Source organism: Achromobacter sp. MFA1 R4 (assembly GCF_900156745.1).
GTDB lineage: Bacteria > Pseudomonadota > Gammaproteobacteria > Burkholderiales > Burkholderiaceae_B > Achromobacter.
Genome location: NZ_LT707065.1, coordinates 3,296,590 through 3,312,404, shown reverse-complemented (window position 1 = coordinate 3,312,404; position 15,815 = coordinate 3,296,590). Strand labels below are relative to the sequence as shown.

General features: G+C 66.8%; 16 protein-coding genes and 1 tRNA gene. 8 read left to right on the top strand and 9 right to left on the bottom strand.

The window, feature by feature from the left end; genetic code table 11:
• Window positions 1–52 precede the first annotated feature (52 nt).
• Window positions 53–140, top strand: a tRNA-Ser gene (locus BXA00_RS15080).
• A 63-nt stretch (window positions 141–203) separates the two neighbouring features.
• Window positions 204–641 carry a universal stress protein gene (locus BXA00_RS15075; RefSeq protein WP_076521963.1) on the top strand — a complete coding sequence of 146 codons (438 nt, stop codon included), beginning with the start codon at window positions 204–206 and terminating at the stop codon, window positions 639–641.
• 2 nt (window positions 642–643) lie between these two features.
• Here the strand turns inward: BXA00_RS15075 and BXA00_RS15070 are convergent, their stop codons facing one another.
• The 4 genes from BXA00_RS15070 to BXA00_RS15055 form a co-directional block, all read right to left on the bottom strand.
• Complete coding sequence (locus BXA00_RS15070; RefSeq protein ID WP_076519225.1) at window positions 644–1,561, bottom strand: hydroxymethylglutaryl-CoA lyase; 918 nt, start codon at window positions 1,559–1,561, stop codon at window positions 644–646.
• A 25-nt stretch (window positions 1,562–1,586) separates the two neighbouring features.
• Window positions 1,587–2,546: a tripartite tricarboxylate transporter substrate binding protein gene (locus BXA00_RS15065; protein WP_076519224.1), complete on the bottom strand. Its 960-nt coding sequence runs from the start codon at window positions 2,544–2,546 to the stop codon at window positions 1,587–1,589.
• A 75-nt stretch (window positions 2,547–2,621) separates the two neighbouring features.
• Window positions 2,622–3,830, bottom strand: a complete 1,209-nt coding sequence (locus BXA00_RS15060) for a CaiB/BaiF CoA-transferase family protein (protein ID WP_076519223.1) — start codon at window positions 3,828–3,830, stop codon at window positions 2,622–2,624.
• A gap of 181 nt (window positions 3,831–4,011) precedes the next feature.
• A complete protein-coding gene (locus BXA00_RS15055; protein WP_076519222.1) occupies window positions 4,012–4,935 on the bottom strand; it encodes a LysR family transcriptional regulator in 924 nt (307 codons plus the stop codon).
• A gap of 172 nt (window positions 4,936–5,107) precedes the next feature.
• Here BXA00_RS15055 and BXA00_RS15050 point away from each other — a divergent pair, with 172 nt between their 5' ends.
• Together BXA00_RS15050 and BXA00_RS15045 are read left to right on the top strand one after the other, a co-directional pair.
• Window positions 5,108–6,169: an RDD family protein gene (locus BXA00_RS15050; protein WP_076519221.1), complete on the top strand. Its 1,062-nt coding sequence runs from the start codon at window positions 5,108–5,110 to the stop codon at window positions 6,167–6,169.
• Window positions 6,170–6,194: 25 nt separating this feature from the next.
• Complete coding sequence (locus BXA00_RS15045) at window positions 6,195–7,730, top strand: tetratricopeptide repeat protein (RefSeq protein ID WP_076519220.1); 1,536 nt, start codon at window positions 6,195–6,197, stop codon at window positions 7,728–7,730.
• 30 nt (window positions 7,731–7,760) lie between these two features.
• On the opposite strand, the gene BXA00_RS15040 is transcribed toward BXA00_RS15045, so the two are convergent.
• Complete coding sequence (locus BXA00_RS15040) at window positions 7,761–8,690, bottom strand: LysR substrate-binding domain-containing protein (protein WP_076519219.1); 930 nt, start codon at window positions 8,688–8,690, stop codon at window positions 7,761–7,763.
• 84 nt (window positions 8,691–8,774) lie between these two features.
• Between BXA00_RS15040 and BXA00_RS15035 the strand changes: the two genes are divergently transcribed.
• From BXA00_RS15035 to BXA00_RS29445, 4 genes are all read left to right on the top strand, one after another.
• Window positions 8,775–9,698, top strand: coding sequence for a carbon-nitrogen hydrolase family protein (locus tag BXA00_RS15035; RefSeq protein WP_076519218.1), 924 nt, complete (start codon window positions 8,775–8,777; stop codon window positions 9,696–9,698).
• Between the two features lie 556 nt (window positions 9,699–10,254).
• Complete coding sequence (locus tag BXA00_RS15030) at window positions 10,255–11,238, top strand: site-specific integrase (RefSeq protein ID WP_076519217.1); 984 nt, start codon at window positions 10,255–10,257, stop codon at window positions 11,236–11,238.
• Window positions 11,239–11,240: 2 nt separating this feature from the next.
• On the top strand, window positions 11,241–11,474 hold the full coding sequence (locus BXA00_RS15025; protein ID WP_076519216.1) for a hypothetical protein: 234 nt from the start codon (window positions 11,241–11,243) through the stop codon (window positions 11,472–11,474).
• A gap of 39 nt (window positions 11,475–11,513) precedes the next feature.
• The gene (locus BXA00_RS29445) at window positions 11,514–12,161 is read left to right on the top strand and encodes a CatB-related O-acetyltransferase (protein WP_083714264.1); all 648 of its coding nucleotides are present in this window, start codon (window positions 11,514–11,516) and stop codon (window positions 12,159–12,161) included.
• Window positions 12,162–12,163: 2 nt separating this feature from the next.
• On the opposite strand, the gene BXA00_RS15015 is transcribed toward BXA00_RS29445, so the two are convergent.
• Genes BXA00_RS15015 through BXA00_RS15000 form a run of 4 tightly spaced genes read right to left on the bottom strand, consistent with a single transcriptional unit; the run spans window position 12,164 to window position 15,809 of the window.
• Complete coding sequence (locus BXA00_RS15015; RefSeq protein ID WP_156902808.1) at window positions 12,164–12,691, bottom strand: hypothetical protein; 528 nt, start codon at window positions 12,689–12,691, stop codon at window positions 12,164–12,166.
• Window positions 12,691–13,182, bottom strand: a complete 492-nt coding sequence (locus BXA00_RS15010) for a glycoside hydrolase family 108 protein (protein ID WP_083714435.1) — start codon at window positions 13,180–13,182, stop codon at window positions 12,691–12,693. Before BXA00_RS15010 ends, BXA00_RS15015 begins: the two co-directional genes overlap by 1 nt.
• 6 nt (window positions 13,183–13,188) lie before the next feature.
• Window positions 13,189–13,503, bottom strand: coding sequence for a hypothetical protein (locus tag BXA00_RS15005; protein ID WP_076519212.1), 315 nt, complete (start codon window positions 13,501–13,503; stop codon window positions 13,189–13,191).
• A 5-nt stretch (window positions 13,504–13,508) separates the two neighbouring features.
• Window positions 13,509–15,809, bottom strand: coding sequence for a right-handed parallel beta-helix repeat-containing protein (locus BXA00_RS15000; RefSeq protein ID WP_076519211.1), 2,301 nt, complete (start codon window positions 15,807–15,809; stop codon window positions 13,509–13,511).
• Between the last annotated feature and the right edge of the window lie 6 nt (window positions 15,810–15,815).

Genomic DNA, 15,815 nt, shown 5'->3' with positions numbered 1-15,815 from the left:
TTTCGTTCGGGCAGAATGTTTGCCTGGCGGCCGCAATATCGCGGCAAACCCCGGAAGCGTGGCAGAGTGGTCGATTGCACCGGTCTTGAAAACCGGCAACGGGCAACCGTTCGTGAGTTCGAATCTCACCGCTTCCGCCAAAATCAAAGGCAACCGTCCCCAGCGGGCGTACCATGGACGCAGATTCCACCCTGGAGGTTGCCATGTTCAAGCACATACTCATCCCCATCGACGGATCCAGCCTGGCCAATTCCGGCCTGGAGCAAGGCCTTGCGCTCGCCCGCGAACTGGGCGCCAGCGTGACGGTGCTGACGGTGTACAGCGCCTTGCAGATGCCCTCCATCGAGACCGTCCACCTCGAAGGCATGCGCAAAGTCTACGAAGACCAGGCGCGCGAACTGGCCAGCTCCTACCTGTCCGAAGCCGCCGGCAAGGCCAGCGCGGCGGGCGTGGCCTGCGCCACCGAAATGCGCGAGAGCGATTCGCCCCACCAGGTGATCGTCGACGTGGCGATGACGCGCGGTTGCGACCTGATCGCCATGTCGTCGCACGGGCGTGGCGGGGTGGCGGCCTTCCTGCTGGGCAGCCAGACGCAGAAGGTGCTGGCGCACAGCACCTTGCCGGTGCTGGTGTACCGCTGATCCTATCCGCCTGAGTAGGTCCCTGGGATGCCGGCGGCGGCCACGCCGCCGCGCAGGGTTTCCTGCGGCAACGCGCCCGCCAGCAGCGGCCGCGCGGCGAGCAGCCGGGACAGGTCGATCCCGGTCCGGTAGCCCATGCTTTCCAGCATGAACACCAGGTCCTCGGTGACGATGTTGCCCGAGGCGCCCGGCGCGAACGGGCAACCGCCCAGGCCCCCCAGGCACGCATCGAAGGCGCGGATGCCTTCGTCCAGCCCGGCCAGGGCGTTGGCCAGGCCCAGCCCCATCGTATCGTGCAGGTGCAGCTTGGTGAGCGCGGCGCCCACCGCGTCCTGGGTGGCGCGCACCGCCTCGCGCACCCGCCCCGGATGCGCGTAGCCCACCGTATCGGCCAGCGCGATTTCGTCGGCGCCCGCGCGCGCCGCCGCTGCGGCCACCTCGGCCACGCGCCGCACCGGCACCTGCCCTTCCAGCGAACATCCGAACGCCGTCGCGACGGCGGCATCGATGCGCATGGGCCGCGCCTGCGCGCGGATCCAGTCCACGATCGATTCCAGCATCGCGATCTGCGCGTCGGTGCCCTTGCCGACGTTGGCGCGGCTGTGGGTGTCGCTGACCGACACCGGAAACGCCAGCACGTGCGCGCCCGCCTCGTAGGCGGCGATGGCGCCCTTCAGGTTGCAGGCCAGCGCGCAGACGGTCAGCCCATCGATCTTCAGGACCTCGGGCAGGATGTCGCCCGTGTCCGCCATCTGCGGCACCCGCCGCGGCGACACGAAGCTGCCCACCTCGATCTCGCGCAGGCCGGCATCGGCCAGTTGCCGGATCCAGCGCACCTTGTCGGCGCGCGACATCATGCCCTTGGCCATCTGCAGCCCGTCGCGCGGCCCCACTTCGCAAAGCCTGACTTCCTGGTTCATGTGCTGTCCTGTCGTCCGTGCGGGCCTATTGCTGGATGACGATGCCCGCGCTCTTGATGGTCTGGCGCGCCTTGCCGATGTCCGACTGGATCAGCGCGGCGAACTGCGCGCTGGAAACGGGGTCGGTTTCCAGCCCCTGGGACGCCAGCGCCTCCTTCACGTCCTGGCGCGCCAGCAGCGTGTTGAAATCGCTGTTCAGCCGCGAGACGATGGCATCGGGCGTCTTGGCCGGGGCCAGCACGCCGTAGTAGGTCACCACGCTGAAATCCTTGTAGCCAAGCTCCGCCACCGTGGGCACGTCGGGCAAGGCGGGGTTGCGCTTGGGCGAGGTCACCGCCAGCGCGCGCACCTTGCCGGATTTGATGAGCGTGGCCGCCGACGAGATCGACGAGCCCGCGAACTGCAGATGGCCGCCCATCAGGTCGGCCAGCGCCGGGGCGGACCCCTTGTACGGCACGTGCTGCATCTTGAAGCCGGCCGCGTGCTGCAGCATTTCCATGGCGATGTGCACGCCGCCGCCCGTGCCGGACGTCCCGTACGAGATCGTGTTGGGCGCCTTCCTGGCCGCCTCGATCACCTCGGGCAGCGTCTTGTAGGGCGAGCCCTCGGCCACCAGCAGCACCATCGGCGTGGTCGCCACCAGCGCCACCGGCGTCAGGTCCTTGACCGGGTCGTAGGCCACTTTCATCAGCAGCGGAATCAGCGTGACGTTGTCGGACTGGCCGATCACTAGGTCATAGCCCTGCGCGGGCGCACGCGCCGCCTCGGCCAGGCCGAGCGCGGTGCCGGCGCCGGGCTTGTTCTCCGGCACCACGGCCCAGCCGTTCAGTTCGTGCAGCTTGGTGCTCATCAGCCGCCCGATGTAATCCGTGCCGCCGCCCGGCGTGGACGGGATGATGATGCGGATGGGCTTGCTGGGATAGTCCTGGGCATGGGCGGCGCATGCGACCGCCAGCGCGGCCAGCGCAACGAGTTTGCGGATCATGGGTGTCTCCTCTTCGATGGACGTCTTGGCGGTCTGGCGCCGCCTCGACAGGGGTAAAGCGCTAATGCCCGGTTTTCATGCGATCACTCCCGCGGCGCGCAAGGCGTCGATGCGCGCGGCATCCAGGCCCAGGCCCTGCAGAATGGCGTGGGTCTGGGCGCCTTGGCCGGGCGGATCGGACCGCTTGCCCGCCTTGCGGCCATCGAACTCGATGGGCAGCGCGGCGGCCGAGATCTCGCCGCCGTCCGGCAGCCGGGTCGGCAGCAGCGCGCCGCCCGCTCTCAGGTGGGCGTCGTCCAGCAGGTCGTGCGGCTGGCGGATCGGGCCATACGACAGATTGGCGGCCTCGAGCGCGGCGCACAGCTCGTCGGTTTTCCAGGTCTTCAGGATTTCGCCCACGCCCGGCACCAGCCACGACCGGGCGGCCTCGCGGTCGACGGCGGTGGCCAGGCGCGGGTCCGCGGACCATTCGGGCGGCAGGAATTTCTGCGCGAAGCTGCGCCATTGCGCATCGCCCACCACGGCGACGAACACGCGGCCGTCGGCGGTCTCGAAAACGTCGTACACGCCCCATGGCGGTTTGCGTTCCGCCCCCATGGGCCGGGGCGCGGCGCCCGTCAACTGGAATTGCGCGATGAACTGCGCCACCAGCAGCAGGTTGTTTTCGAAGAGGCCGGATCGCACATGGCGCCCCCGGCCCGTCGCGTGGCGGTCATGCAGCGCGGCCAGCGCCCCCACCACCCCGAACGTGCCGCCCAGGATGTCATTGACGGAGGCCGCCACCCGCTGGGGCGTGTCCGCGCCGCCATTGATATAGGCCAGCCCGCCCATCATCTGCACCACCTCGTCCAGCGCCGTGCGGTGCTTGTAGGGACCGGAGAGAAAGCCCTTGAGCGACACATAGATCAGCCGCGGATTTCCGGCCGACAGGGATTCGTAGTCCAGCCCGTACTGCGCCAGGCTCCCGTCGCGGAAGTTCTCCACGATCATGTCGCTCTGGAGCGCCAGCTTGCGCACGACCTCCTGCCCCGCCGGCGACTTGAGGTCGATCGCCAGGCTCTGCTTGTTGCGGTTGAAGACCGGAAAATAGCCGCTGCCGGACCCCTTCAGCCGCCGCGTGCGGTCGCCGTCGATGGGTTCGACCTTGATCACCTCGGCGCCCAGGTCCGCCAGCGACAGGCCGGCGGCCGGCCCCATGATCATGTGGGACAGCTCCAGGACCTTGATGCCGCGCAGGGGCAGTTCGGTGCTGTCCATGAAGGGTGAAGCCGGTGCTGCTGTCATCTGCGGTTCCTCTTGCCTGCCAGTTCGACGGATGCGCGGCGGCAGGATCGGAAGCTCGCCCGCCTCCCCCGCCAGCATGCCCCCATGATCGGGGGCCTGCGGCCGGGGCGGGTAGCGGTCTTTCAGCACGGGGGCATTCTCGTTTCGGAACGTCCGGGTTAGCCCTGACCCGCGGCGCCGCTCACGCCGTCGCAGCGGGCAGCACGCCCAGGTGCGCCAGCAGCGCCCGCGCGGCCGGCGACAGTGCGTCCGGATCCCGCACGGCAATACAGAGCGGCGTGCTGGACCACGGCCCCTTCAGCGCAATGAAGCGGATGTCCAGATGCGCCAGCCGCGGCTTCAGGTAATGCGGCACGACGGCAACGCCCATGCCGCGCGCCACCAGCAGGCAGATGGTTTCGTGCGAACTGACGCGCGCGCTGATGCGGCGCGTCATGCCCGCGTCGCGCGCCGCCTGCTCGAACACGCTGCTGATGCCATTGTCGCGGTTCAGCTCGATCTGCTCGAACGGCAGCAACTGCGCGTAGTCCAGCGCCTCGCGGTCCGCCAGCAGGTGCTGGCCCGGCACCACCGCCGCCAGTTCGCAGCGGCCAAAAGGAAACACCTGCAGCCCCTCGTGGCCGAAATCGGACCCCGCCGCCACGTCCGCCTGGCCGTCCAGCACGGCGCGAAACGCCGTCTGCGTGGTGTCTTCTTCCAGCGAAATATCGATCTGCGGATACGCGCGCCGGAACGACTGGATCTGCGCCGGCAGGTCGCCCGACAGGGCGGCAAAGCTCACCGCCAGCCGGATATGCCCGCGCACGCCGGTCGCAAATCCCGCCATGTCGCGGCGCATGCGGTCCATATCCTCCAGCACGCGGCGCACGTGCGCGGCCAGCGCGTCGCCGGCCGGCGTCGGCTGCACGCCCTTGACGCCGCGCTCCAGCAGCGGCACGCCGAACGCGTCCTCCATTTCCGACATGCGCTTGCTGACGGCGGACGGCACGATGTTCTCGCGCGCGGCGGCGCGCGCCAGGCTCCCTTCTTCCAGCGCGGCCAGGAAGAGGCGCAATGAAACGGGATCGATATCTCGGATGGGCGGGGCGGGCGGGGTCGGCTTCATGGCGCAAAGTGTCGTCCCTGGGCTACCCCGGCCGGGATCGGGGTTTTCCCGGCCGCAGCCGGCTTTTCGGCCTCCCGGCGATCCAGGCCGGTCGCCATTCGCCGGAACCGGTAGACCCGCGTATCATCCGCAGTCCCGCCGCCCCGGCCCCGATATCCGCGCCACACGCTCCATGCAATGCCCCCGCTGCAATTGGCAGAATCCGGCCGCCCACACGGTGTGCTTCAGCTGCAATAGCCCCCTGCCGGTCAAATCCGCCGCGCCGCCAGCCCAGCGTGCCCGGACCGGCAATGCCCCGGTGTTTCCCGGCATCTGGCCGCGGCTTGGCGCCACGGCGATCGACGCCCTCTTCATGCTGGCGGCGATCGCCGTCCTGTGCCTGGCGGCCTCGTATACCTATCAAGGCCTGACGGGCGAAAACCGGCCGTTGGTGCTAATGGCGGCGGCGGGGCTGCTGGGCTGGCTGCTGCCCGCCTTCATGGACGCCTGGGGCAATGGTTCGCCCGGCAAGCGGCTGCTGAAGCTGCGGGTCGTCACCCGCAAGGGCAGCGCTCCCGGGCTGTTGCGCGCGATCTGGCGGCATAACCTGAAATTCACGCTGAACGTGGCGCTGCCGGGCATCTTCCACCACCTGCAGCAGACCATTTTTGGCGAACGCGCCATGCACAACGCCTTGGCGGGCACGCATGTGATATCCAGCCAGGCCGATCCCCGCGCCGTGCTGCCCGCGCTGGCCCAGGCCCGCACCGTCACGGGCGCCGGCAAATTCCTGTTCGTTTTGTTCGGCGTCGCGGCCCTGGTCCTGGCCGGCGTGGTCATCGGCGTGGTCGGACTGGACAAGGACGAGGGCGACAATCCCCTGCGATCCGAGGTCATCCATCTGGACCAGGTGTCGGACCCCGTTCGCAGGCTGGCGGAAAGCCACTACCAGCGCACGCGGACGTTCGCGCCCGACATGGCCGCCCTCGGCGTGACGCAGGCTTCGCTGCAAGCCAGCGGCTTCAGCAAGCTGGACGTGAACCCGGTCAACGGCGTGCTGCGCTTCACCATCGCCGGTGAGCCGGGCACGGCGGACGCGCCCACGCTGGGCGGCAAGCACCTGGTCTACCTGCCCGAACTGCGCTCCGAAAAAAAGGGCGGCGGCATACGGCGCTGGCAGTGCGGCAGCGACGACATCCCCCGCGCAGACCGCCCCTACAGCTGCCGTCACGAAGCCGGCGCCCTGGCGCGTTGACCCGCCCCCCTGAATACGGAACCGCATGTCCAGCCTGATCGACTCCATACACCGTGCCGATGACGGCCACGACGACGCGCAGATGCTGGCCCTGTGCGAACAGGGGCTGCGCGAACAGCCCGCTTCGGCGGTCATGTGGGCGTTGCGCGCCCGTTATCACGACAAGCGCCGCGCGCACGCGCAACGGGATGCGGACCTGAACCGCGCGCTGGCGCTGGACCCGCAATGCAGCGATGCCATCCGCGTGCGCGCCACCGCGCTCTACGACGCGGGAGAGCGCGAGCAAGCCTGGCGCATCCTGCGCGACGCCCGGCAACGCGCGCCGTCGCACTTCGGGCTGCTGATGGCTGAAGGCTACCTGCTGATCAACGACCGCCGGCTTGACGACGCCATCGCCAGTTGGACCGCCGCCTCGCAAGTGCGGCCCTCTGCCGCGGCGCCGCACTGCTATATCGGATCGAACCTGCATAACGCCGGCCGCTACCGGGATGCGCTGCCCTACCATGAGCGCGCCGTGGCGCTGGCGCCCAACAACGGCAACTTCCTGTACGACGCCGGAAACAACTACCGCCGCCTGGGCGACCTGGACAACGCCATCGCGATGTTCGACCGCGCCCGCGCCATCCTGGGCGAACAAAACGCCATCCAGCACAATCGGGCTTCCTGCCTGCAGGCGCTGGAACGCCACGAAGACGCGGTCGAAGAATGGACCAGCCTGCTGCGCCGCGAACCCGACTGGGACTGGCCATTGGAAGGCAAGGCGCGTTCGCTGCATCGGCTGGGGCGGGCTGACGAGGCGGCGCCGCTGTGGCGGCATCTGGACGCGCTGTCGGACAGCGGCTGGGACGGCCGCCGCGAACAGGCCCGGGAATATGTGCGCAGCGGCGATCCCGAACTGGCGGAACAGGTCCTGCAGGGACTGGACCCGCTCACCAGCGGCGACTCCGAACTGCTGTTCGTGGCCGGCAATGCCCAGCGCGACCAGCGCTGCTGGGAAGAGGCGCTGGCCTGCTACCAATGCGGCTACGCGCTTGCGCCCGGCAACGACTTCCTGCCCGGCAACGCCGCCGACATGCTGAACCGGCTGGAACGCTACGACGAAGCCCTGCCCTTGTCGGAAGTCGCGATCTCGCTGGATCCGGACTGGCTGAAATGGCGCCGCGCCCGCATCGAGGCGCTGACCGGCCTGGGCCGCGCAGCCGAAGCCGTCGCCGATGCCGACCGGGCCATGGAACGCTGGCCGGATAACGGGGCGCTGCATGCCGACCGCATCAATGCGCTGGTCGCCGCAGCCCGGTACGATGAGGCGCTCTCCGCCTGCGACCGCCTCATCGCGCTGGATCCGGATTTCCGCAGCTGGGCCCTGTACTCGCGCGGCCAAACCTACGGCCACATGAAGCGCCATGCCGAGTCGGCCATGGCCTTCCGTCAGGCATCGGCCTCTTACCAGCAGAACGGCAAGCCCCACTTCCAGGAGCTGTCCCTCAAGCATGCGCTGGCTGCCGAAGCCGCCGCGGCCGCTCCGCGCGGACTCCTGGGCCGCCTGTTCGGCCGCAAATAAGCGCAGCGCGCAAATCGCCGCGATGTGTTTCTAGGTGGCCGCCCAGTCAAAACTGTTCAGCAGGCCCAGCAGGGTACGCCTGACGGCCGCCACCGCCGGATCGCGCAAGGCGTCGCCGCGCCAGCCCATTTCGATCGCATACCCGGGCATCGCGACCGGGCACGGCAGCAGCCGCAGGCCCGACGCCTCGGCCAGGCCGCGCGCCGCATGCGTCGGCAGCGTCGCCAGCGACTCTCCGCCGCGCAGCAGGAAAGCCAGCGCGGAGAAATGCGTGGTCGACGCCTGCACCCGGCGCGTCAGGCCCAGGCCGTGCAGCACTTCGTCCACCACCCCGATAAAGCCGCCCGAAGACACCAGCACATGCTGGCGGCGCGTGAACTCGTCGACCGTCAGGCTGGACTGGCCCGGCGCCAGCGAGTCCGGATCCAGCAGGCAGGCATAGCCGCCCTGCCCCACGGTCACGTGCTGCAGCGCCGGCGCGGTCAGGCCGCCCGATGCGATCACCAGATCCACTTCGCGCGCCATCAGCATCTCGGCCGCCAGCCTGCTGTGCGTCTGGCGGAAAATGATGCGCAGGCCGGGCGCGCTGTCCGCCAACGCGTGGATCGCCTCGCGCCCCAGCGCGATCTCGAAATCGTCCGACAGGCCCAGCGTCACCGACCGCCCCTCATAGCCTTGCGCGCCGGGGCGCACCAGCGACAGGCTCTGCCGGACCTTGTCCAGCGCCTCGCCGATGATCGGCCGCAATTCGCGGGCGCGCAGGCTGGGCGTCAGGCCCCGCCCCGTACGCGTGAACAGCGCGTCCCCATACAGCACGCGCAACCGTCCCAGCGCCGCACTCACGGCCGATTGCGTCACGCCCAGCCGCAAGGCGGCCCGGCCCGCGCCCCCCTCGTCATAGATGGCCTCGAAGACCTTGAGCAGGTTCAGGTCGGCCGACTCGATATCGATCTGGTTCATATCATTTATCTTTAGGCGGGATTGATTGATTTTAGGACGGGCCAGACACTACCTGCTCCCGCCCACTTCCGCCTAGGAATCGCCATGACCTCCACCACCGTCGCCGCCCTGCAGATCGGCTCCGCCCCCGAGGGCAAGGCCCGCACCCTGGAACAGATCCTTGCGTTCGAATCCGACATCGCCGCCTCGGGCGCCTCGCTGGTGGTCATGCCCGAGGCGCTGCTGGGCGGCTACCCCAAGGGCGAGATCTTCGGCACCCGGCTGGGCTACCGGCTCCCCGAAGGACGCGAGGCGTTTGCGCGCTACTACGACAACGCGATCGACGTGCCCGGCCCCGAGACCGAGGCGCTCGCCGGCCTGTCCCAGCGCATGGGCGCCAGCCTGGTCGTGGGCGTGATCGAGCGCGGCGGCAACACGCTCTACTGCACCGCCCTGTTCTTCGAACCCGGCATCGGCCTGGCCGGCCGGCATCGCAAGCTCATGCCGACCGGCACCGAACGCCTGATCTGGGGCCAGGGCGACGGCTCGACCCTGCCCGTCATCGACGCCGCGGCGGGGCGGATCGGCGGCGCCATCTGCTGGGAGAACCACATGCCGCTGTTGCGCACCGCCATGTACGCCAAGGGCGTCGAGATCTGGTGCGCGCCCACGGTCGACGAACGAGACATCTGGCAATGCTCGATGCGCCACATCGCCCACGAAGGCCGCTGCTTCGTCGTCAGCGCCTGCCAGGTGCAGCCCTCGCCCGCCGACCTGGGCGTGGACGTGCCCGGCTGGGACGCCGGCCGTCCGCTGATCAACGGCGGCTCGGTCATCGTCGGGCCGCTCGGCGACGTGCTGGCTGGTCCGCTGCGTGGCGGCACGGGCCTCTTGACCGCCCGGATCGACACGGCGGACCTTGTGCGCGCCCGCTACGATTTCGACGTGGTGGGCCACTATTCCCGCCCCGACATCTTCTCGCTGACCGTGGACGAACGCCCCCGCCCGCCCGTGCGATTCATTTCGTGATTACCCTCGCTTTGGCGTTGCCCGGCAAAATCCCTGCGGGCAAGATGGTATAGTCTCGCCCGCTGCCGGCCCGCCACGGGCCGCGCAACGCCCGAGTGGTGAAATTGGTAGACACAAGGGACTTGAACTAATTTGAGCCCTTCGGAGGAAACTCCAAAGGTGAAGCCCGTCAAACTCGGCGAAGGCCCTGGACCCGTTCCGCGCTAACGCCGAGCCAAGCCCCGGTTCCACAACCGGGGAAGGTGTAGAGAGCAGACGGCGGGCACCTAAGGCCAACAGGCTATGGTGAAGGCGTGCTCCAGACCACGAACAGCAAGCCCTTGCTGGCGGCGAAAGCCGAAGTGGTAAGAAAATCCCTCGGCCTCGCGGCCGTACCGGTTCGATTCCGGTCTCGGGCACCACCCCGTAACACCACCCCGCGCCACATTACGCCACCCTACGCCATCTTCATAGGCGTTTGGTGGTGCCGGTCAGAATCCGCCCCGCCACTCGGCACCACATCCCACCACTGTTTTTGCTAATCTCGTACGCCAAACGTACGCCAGAGATTACGCCAATGCCCACTTTCAGAAAGCGCGGGGATTCGTGGCGGGCCGAAGTCGCCCGCAACGGCCACCGCGAAAGCAAGACCTTTTCCACCAAACGAGAGGCCATGGACTGGGCCAACCGGCGCGAGCTGGAGCTGGCGAACGTGCGCGCGGGCAAGGTCACGCGCTGGACGCTCGCCGACGTCATGCAGCGGTACGCCGACGAGGTGAGCCCGGAGAAGGCGGGCGAGAGGTGGGAGAGGGCGCGGATCGCGGCCATGAAGACGGATCAGGTCGCCAAGATGGTCATGCAGGACATCGGACCCGCTGATCTGGCGGCATGGCGGGATCGCCGCCTTGCCAAGGTCCAGGGCGCCACGGTGCTGCGCGAGATCGGCTTGCTGCGCGCCATCTGGACCAGGGCCAAGCTGGGCGAATGGCGGTACGTGGACCATGACCCCTGGCCCGACGTCATCAAGCCGAAGGACAACCCGGCGCGCAAGACGATCTTCCAGGAGGGCCAGGCCGAGCGCATCGTGGCCGCGCTGGGCTATAAGGGCGGCACTCCCAAGGACAAACGCGAGCAGACGGCAGTCGCGTTCCTGCTGGCCCTGGAAACGGCCATGCGCTCGGGCGAGATCCTGACGCTGGAATGGCAGCACGTGCATCTGGAACGGCGCATGCTCCATCTGCCCAAGTCGAAGAACGGCGACGCCCGGGATGTGCCGCTGTCGCGGCGAGCGATGGAGCTGCTGGAAGCCATGGCCGGCATCGACGAAGAGAAGGTCTTCACCGTGAACGCCGGGCTGCGCGACGCCTACTTCCGTCAGGGGAAGGCGCTTGCCAAGGTCGACGGCCCCACCTTCCACGACGCGCGCGCCACGGCGATCACCCGGCTGGCCAAGAAGCTGGAGCTGCTGGAGCTGGCGCGCATGGTGGGGCACCGCGACCCGCGCAGCCTCATGATCTACTACCGCGAGAGCGCCACAGAGATCGCCAACAAACTGGACTGAGCATGAACGACAACGGAATCCTGGAGCAGGTCCCCGGGCAGTACGTCGGCGAGGCGCTGAAGACACTCCCGCCCGCTGCGACCGCCGAAGACCGGGAATACCCGGTGGAAATCGACGCCCGCCACGCCGGCCGCGTCCGCATCTTCTTCCGCAAGCAGAAGGCCAAGCGCGGCAAGTTCAGCCACTGGTTCTGGGTGGCAAAGCGGGCGGAGCGGGTGCAGGTCGCCAAAGGCTAGAATCGAACCCGCCATATAGTTGGGTCACCGAGGGAAGGGATGAAAAACAAGAAATTTGCGGCCATGGGTTTGACCGTCCTCGACGGTTACGAGCCGAGAAAGTTTAGGTTTGAGCAGGGTGTGACCCTCGGGAAGTGCGAAGTCCTCGCCGGCGCCGCCTTCGGCTTTCAGTCGTACATGAACAGCGGATTCGTTCGAAGCTCTGTGATCGTCGGCCGCTACTGTTCCATCGGGCGCAACGTGACACTTGGATCGGGCGCGCATGACTTGAGCGCCCTTTCCACCAGCCCATTCTTTCAGACGAACAGCAATCCCCCTGTCCTGAAGTTCGCCGACCCGGCTCGCCGCATTCGAGTTCTTGTTGGTCACGACGTGTGGATTGGTGACAACGCCTACATCATGTCCGGCGTCACAATCGGGGATGGCGCGGTCGTAGCAACGGGCTCCGTCGTGACCCGCGATGTGGCGCCATATTCCATCGTGGTGGGAACGCCGGCGAAACACTTCAAATGGCGGTTCGAAGATGAGTCGATCCGCCGCCGGCTGGCCGCGCTGCGGTGGCACGAGTTCGACCCAGAGCGGCTGAAGGGGCTGGATATCGGCCAGATCGAAACGGCGATAGCTGAAATGGAGGCTTGGCCCGCGTCAGCCCGCACGCACAAGGCAGTCAACTACCAGACGACCTGAAACTATGGTTTCGTCTTGGCCAGCAACTCGGACTTCTTCTGCCCGCCGGCAGTGCTGCCGAAGTAGTAGGAAATGATGCTGGTCCATGCCGTGCCCAGCGAGCCGAGCAGGATGTACAGCGGTTCCTTGCTGGCGGCCGGGATCGCGGCGAACACCATCACCGACAGCATGCCGAAGAATCCGGCGGTCACCAGGTAGGCGAGGATTCGCGGCGTCCAGTCCTGGCGCTCAATCTCGCGGTGCCGCGCGTCGGCCCGGTCGTCTGCCGCGATCTTTTCAAGGTCCGCCTCGCTCTTGAAGCCGAGTTCCGCCATGCGGGTGGCGAAATCCTGCTCGGCCTTCTTGATCTGCAGGAGCGTGTCAGGGCTGGCGGTTGCCAGCTTCTTAGCGATTTCTGCGTCTGATGCATCGGGCCCTAAGCCCAGCGCCTCGGTAATCGCGGCGACGGCACCGCCAGCCAACGGCCCGAGCAGTGCTGTGGCAAGCATTGGGGCTACATTACCCAGAGCGCCCTTCCAGTCGAAGTTCATCAGATGTCCCCGGCGGCGTACCGCAGATTGGCGACCACGCGCCGCGACCAGCCTTTGCCGAAACTGGGCCAGGTCTTCAGATCGGTGTAGAACTGCTCGCGCTCCGCGTTGAACAGCAGCAGGATGGACGCCGCACCGCGCGCCGTGATCGCCGCCAGCGTCTTGGGCCCGATGATCCCGTCGTCCGCCACGCCGGCCGCGCGCTGAAGGAACTTGGCCGCCTGCCCGTTGCCGTGATTCACCGCGGCGTCAAACACCTGGAACGCCACCGCGAACGGCAGGCTGTCGGCCTTCACCTTGTCCCAATACTGCGCACGGTAAATCGCTTTGGCGGTCTCGCGCGGCATGCTGCGCATCGGTCCGGCATATCCGCTGGCGCGCGCCACCGCGACCGTGACGCCCCACATCGTTTCGCCGCCAGGATCGTCCGGATGGTTGCTGTAGCCGCCCTCGTGACCGATGAGCCGGTCGAATGCCGTGTCGAAGTTCAGTTGCATCTATTCACGCTCCTGGGAACTTGAAACATCCGAGTTCCCCTTTTTTAAGAGGGTTGAGAGAAGTTTCCAGGCGCGGTCCTGCCGTTCCTGCTCCCGCTTCATCACGGCGATATCGACTTGCATGGTCGCCTGTCCGATCTGAGACGTTGTCAGCATGTCGGCGATTTTTTCCATCCGCCGCACGCCCTCATTGGCGTACCAGACGTACCCGCCGCTCATGATCACGACGGCTGCCGCCACGCCACAGCCCCAGTAGTAGTACTTGTCGACGCGCTGTTCCAGGCGTGAAACGCGCGCAGGAAGATCGTGGTCCATGTTGCTTAGAACCCCGTCAACGCAAAGAAGAAAGCGGCGTCAACTGCCACCCCCGCGTTATCGCGGGTCGTGACGTCTATAGTGGAAGCGTCGATGATCGAGCACATAGCCGATATCGGGGACGTGCCCTTGCCTGTAGCTTGGGGGAACAGGGTCTGATTCGTGGTGGCTGGGGTGCTCAGCACCACCCGCACCACCCCAACACCTGTCCTGGTGACAGAGGCGATTCCCTTCGCGACCACAATCGTCGCCGTGCCGTTGTTGTTGATGTTCCCCACCGCAAGGCTTTTTTGCACGAAGGGACTGTCTTGCCTGATAAACGCGGCGGTGGAATTGAACGGCGTGATGTTGCCCACAAAGGAAAGATCCATGCCGACCTTTGCGCCATACCCAGCGCTCGGGCTAGCCGCGCTGATGGCGATCATCGTGTCGGCAGTATCCGTTTTGCGGAACACCACGCCGTCAATGACACCACGCTGCGTCGCCGCCTGCGAATTGATGCCGGTACAAGCGCCACCGGACGTGATTCCGATGTCCTGAATCACGCCCTTTCCAATCGTGTATTCCTCGACGGTGTTCTGGAAGTTGATGCCGGCGCGAAGACCGCCGCGGATCGTGAAATCACCGATCACCACCCGCCGGTAGTTGCTGACGACCACGTTTCCATCAATAACCTGCTGCCCAAAGCCTTCGACATGGTTCCCGGTCAGCTCCAGATCCTCACCGATGTTCTGTTCGGTCGCATCGTGGGCCACCGCGAAAATGCCCGCGCGGTTTCCTGCGGAGTTCGAGGGGGCGGCGATGATGATGTTGCCGCGAACCTTCAGGCGGCGCGGTGGGGCATAGCCATCCGCCGCATTGAATCCGCCCTTGTCCAGCCCGATGCCGATGTGGGCATTGAAGATGACGTTGTCTGCGAAGGTGATGTCGGTACCGCCGTGCGTGTCCAGCGCCTTCCAGGACGGGCAATGGCGCACGACGTTCAGGGCGATCTGCCCATAGGCGCTGTTGCGATAGTCCGTCAGCGTGCCGTCGGCGTTCGTGCAGTGGTAGATTCGAGTCGCCGTGATGCCATACACGTTGTTGTTGGGGTCTATGCCCTCGGCGGGGAAGCCGGGCGCCATGTACTCGATCTTGTTGCTGGTCACGTCGAATTCACGGCAGCCGTACATGCGCACACCGTCACGGCCGCAGTGTCGGATGCGGTTGAAGCTCGCGGAAAATCGATCGATCTGGTCGGCGATGATCCCCGACTGGCCCCAGCCTTCAATGACGCAGTGGCGCACCACGATGTCCGACGAGGTGCCCGAGACAGGCGTCGGCGGATTGGCCGGGTAGTTGGGGTTGTTGTAGAAATACTGGTCGTAGCGGCCCGAGATGCTAATACCGATGGACCGATAGATTGGCTGGACCGTGAGCCCGTAGAAGGGTCCGCGCAGATCAAGGCCGTTGAACTCGATCCCCGTTGAACCAGGTTCAACCCGGAACCCGCAATACTCGGTGCCGACCGATCCCGTGGCCGAGGCGTCGTAATTGCCCTGGATGATGATGGCTCCTTGCCCGATGACTTTGGTCCCGGACCGGACCGTGGGGCCATTCCCGGCCCAGCGGTAGGTTCCCGGAGGAAGAACCACGACAGGATGACCGGCGTCCAGCGCCTTCTGCACGACGACCTCATCACCCGGATTGCCAAGTCCAACTTCTCCGAAATCCTTCACGCTGACGCTGTCGCGCATCTTGGCCTGGAAGGTCCGGTAGACAGCCCCGACACCAGATTGCAGGAACCAGCCGAACCCGCCCACCACGCCAGCGATTGCCGTCTCGACGTATTCCCACATCGAACGACGATTCACGGCATCCTGGTCAGCGATCGGATCACCGAGATCCTGGATGCGATTTCCCTTCGCGCGGTAGGCGCCTGCGCCATCAACGTCGGAATCGCCCAGCCGCGGCACTCGATTCAGGAATCCGAACGCCTGCTGGATGGCCAGCCACAACCGGTCAAAGTCGAAATTGACGGTCTTGGCGAAGAGGTCGCCATTGGTCTGATAGTCCGTCTCGCGGTCCAGCACCATGTCCAACTGGATGACGATCTGGGCTTGGTCCGCTGGCGCAGCAAGGAAGGTCACGTCCCCGCCGCTGCTCTGCCCGATGTTGGACACGGTATAGGCGGACGGGTCAACGACGGCGCCCGCTACGATCACCTGAAGATCGCGCGCGGCGAGACATAGAAAATCGTAGGCAAATACGGTGGTGACGCCATTGCCGACATGGGCGGTGCGCGTTGGCTGCTGGGGGACGGTCACGGTGGC

What these genes read in the sequence shown, in the direction of transcription:
- BXA00_RS15035 (WP_076519218.1), top strand. Translation starts at nt 8,775, where the DNA reads ATGACCTCCACCACCGTCGCCGCCCTGCAGATCGGCTCCGCCCCCGAG.
- BXA00_RS15050 (WP_076519221.1), top strand. Translation starts at nt 5,108, where the DNA reads ATGCAATGCCCCCGCTGCAATTGGCAGAATCCGGCCGCCCACACGGTG.
- BXA00_RS15005 (WP_076519212.1), bottom strand. Translation starts at nt 13,503, where the DNA reads ATGGACCACGATCTTCCTGCGCGCGTTTCACGCCTGGAACAGCGCGTC.
- BXA00_RS15060 (WP_076519223.1), bottom strand. Translation starts at nt 3,830, where the DNA reads ATGACAGCAGCACCGGCTTCACCCTTCATGGACAGCACCGAACTGCCC.
- BXA00_RS15040 (WP_076519219.1), bottom strand. Translation starts at nt 8,690, where the DNA reads ATGAACCAGATCGATATCGAGTCGGCCGACCTGAACCTGCTCAAGGTC.
- BXA00_RS15045 (WP_076519220.1), top strand. Translation starts at nt 6,195, where the DNA reads ATGTCCAGCCTGATCGACTCCATACACCGTGCCGATGACGGCCACGAC.
- BXA00_RS15075 (WP_076521963.1), top strand. Translation starts at nt 204, where the DNA reads ATGTTCAAGCACATACTCATCCCCATCGACGGATCCAGCCTGGCCAAT.
- BXA00_RS15065 (WP_076519224.1), bottom strand. Translation starts at nt 2,546, where the DNA reads ATGATCCGCAAACTCGTTGCGCTGGCCGCGCTGGCGGTCGCATGCGCC.
- BXA00_RS15025 (WP_076519216.1), top strand. Translation starts at nt 11,241, where the DNA reads ATGAACGACAACGGAATCCTGGAGCAGGTCCCCGGGCAGTACGTCGGC.
- BXA00_RS29445 (WP_083714264.1), top strand. Translation starts at nt 11,514, where the DNA reads ATGAAAAACAAGAAATTTGCGGCCATGGGTTTGACCGTCCTCGACGGT.
- BXA00_RS15070 (WP_076519225.1), bottom strand. Translation starts at nt 1,561, where the DNA reads ATGAACCAGGAAGTCAGGCTTTGCGAAGTGGGGCCGCGCGACGGGCTG.
- BXA00_RS15030 (WP_076519217.1), top strand. Translation starts at nt 10,255, where the DNA reads ATGCCCACTTTCAGAAAGCGCGGGGATTCGTGGCGGGCCGAAGTCGCC.
- BXA00_RS15015 (WP_156902808.1), bottom strand. Translation starts at nt 12,691, where the DNA reads ATGAACTTCGACTGGAAGGGCGCTCTGGGTAATGTAGCCCCAATGCTT.
- BXA00_RS15055 (WP_076519222.1), bottom strand. Translation starts at nt 4,935, where the DNA reads ATGAAGCCGACCCCGCCCGCCCCGCCCATCCGAGATATCGATCCCGTT.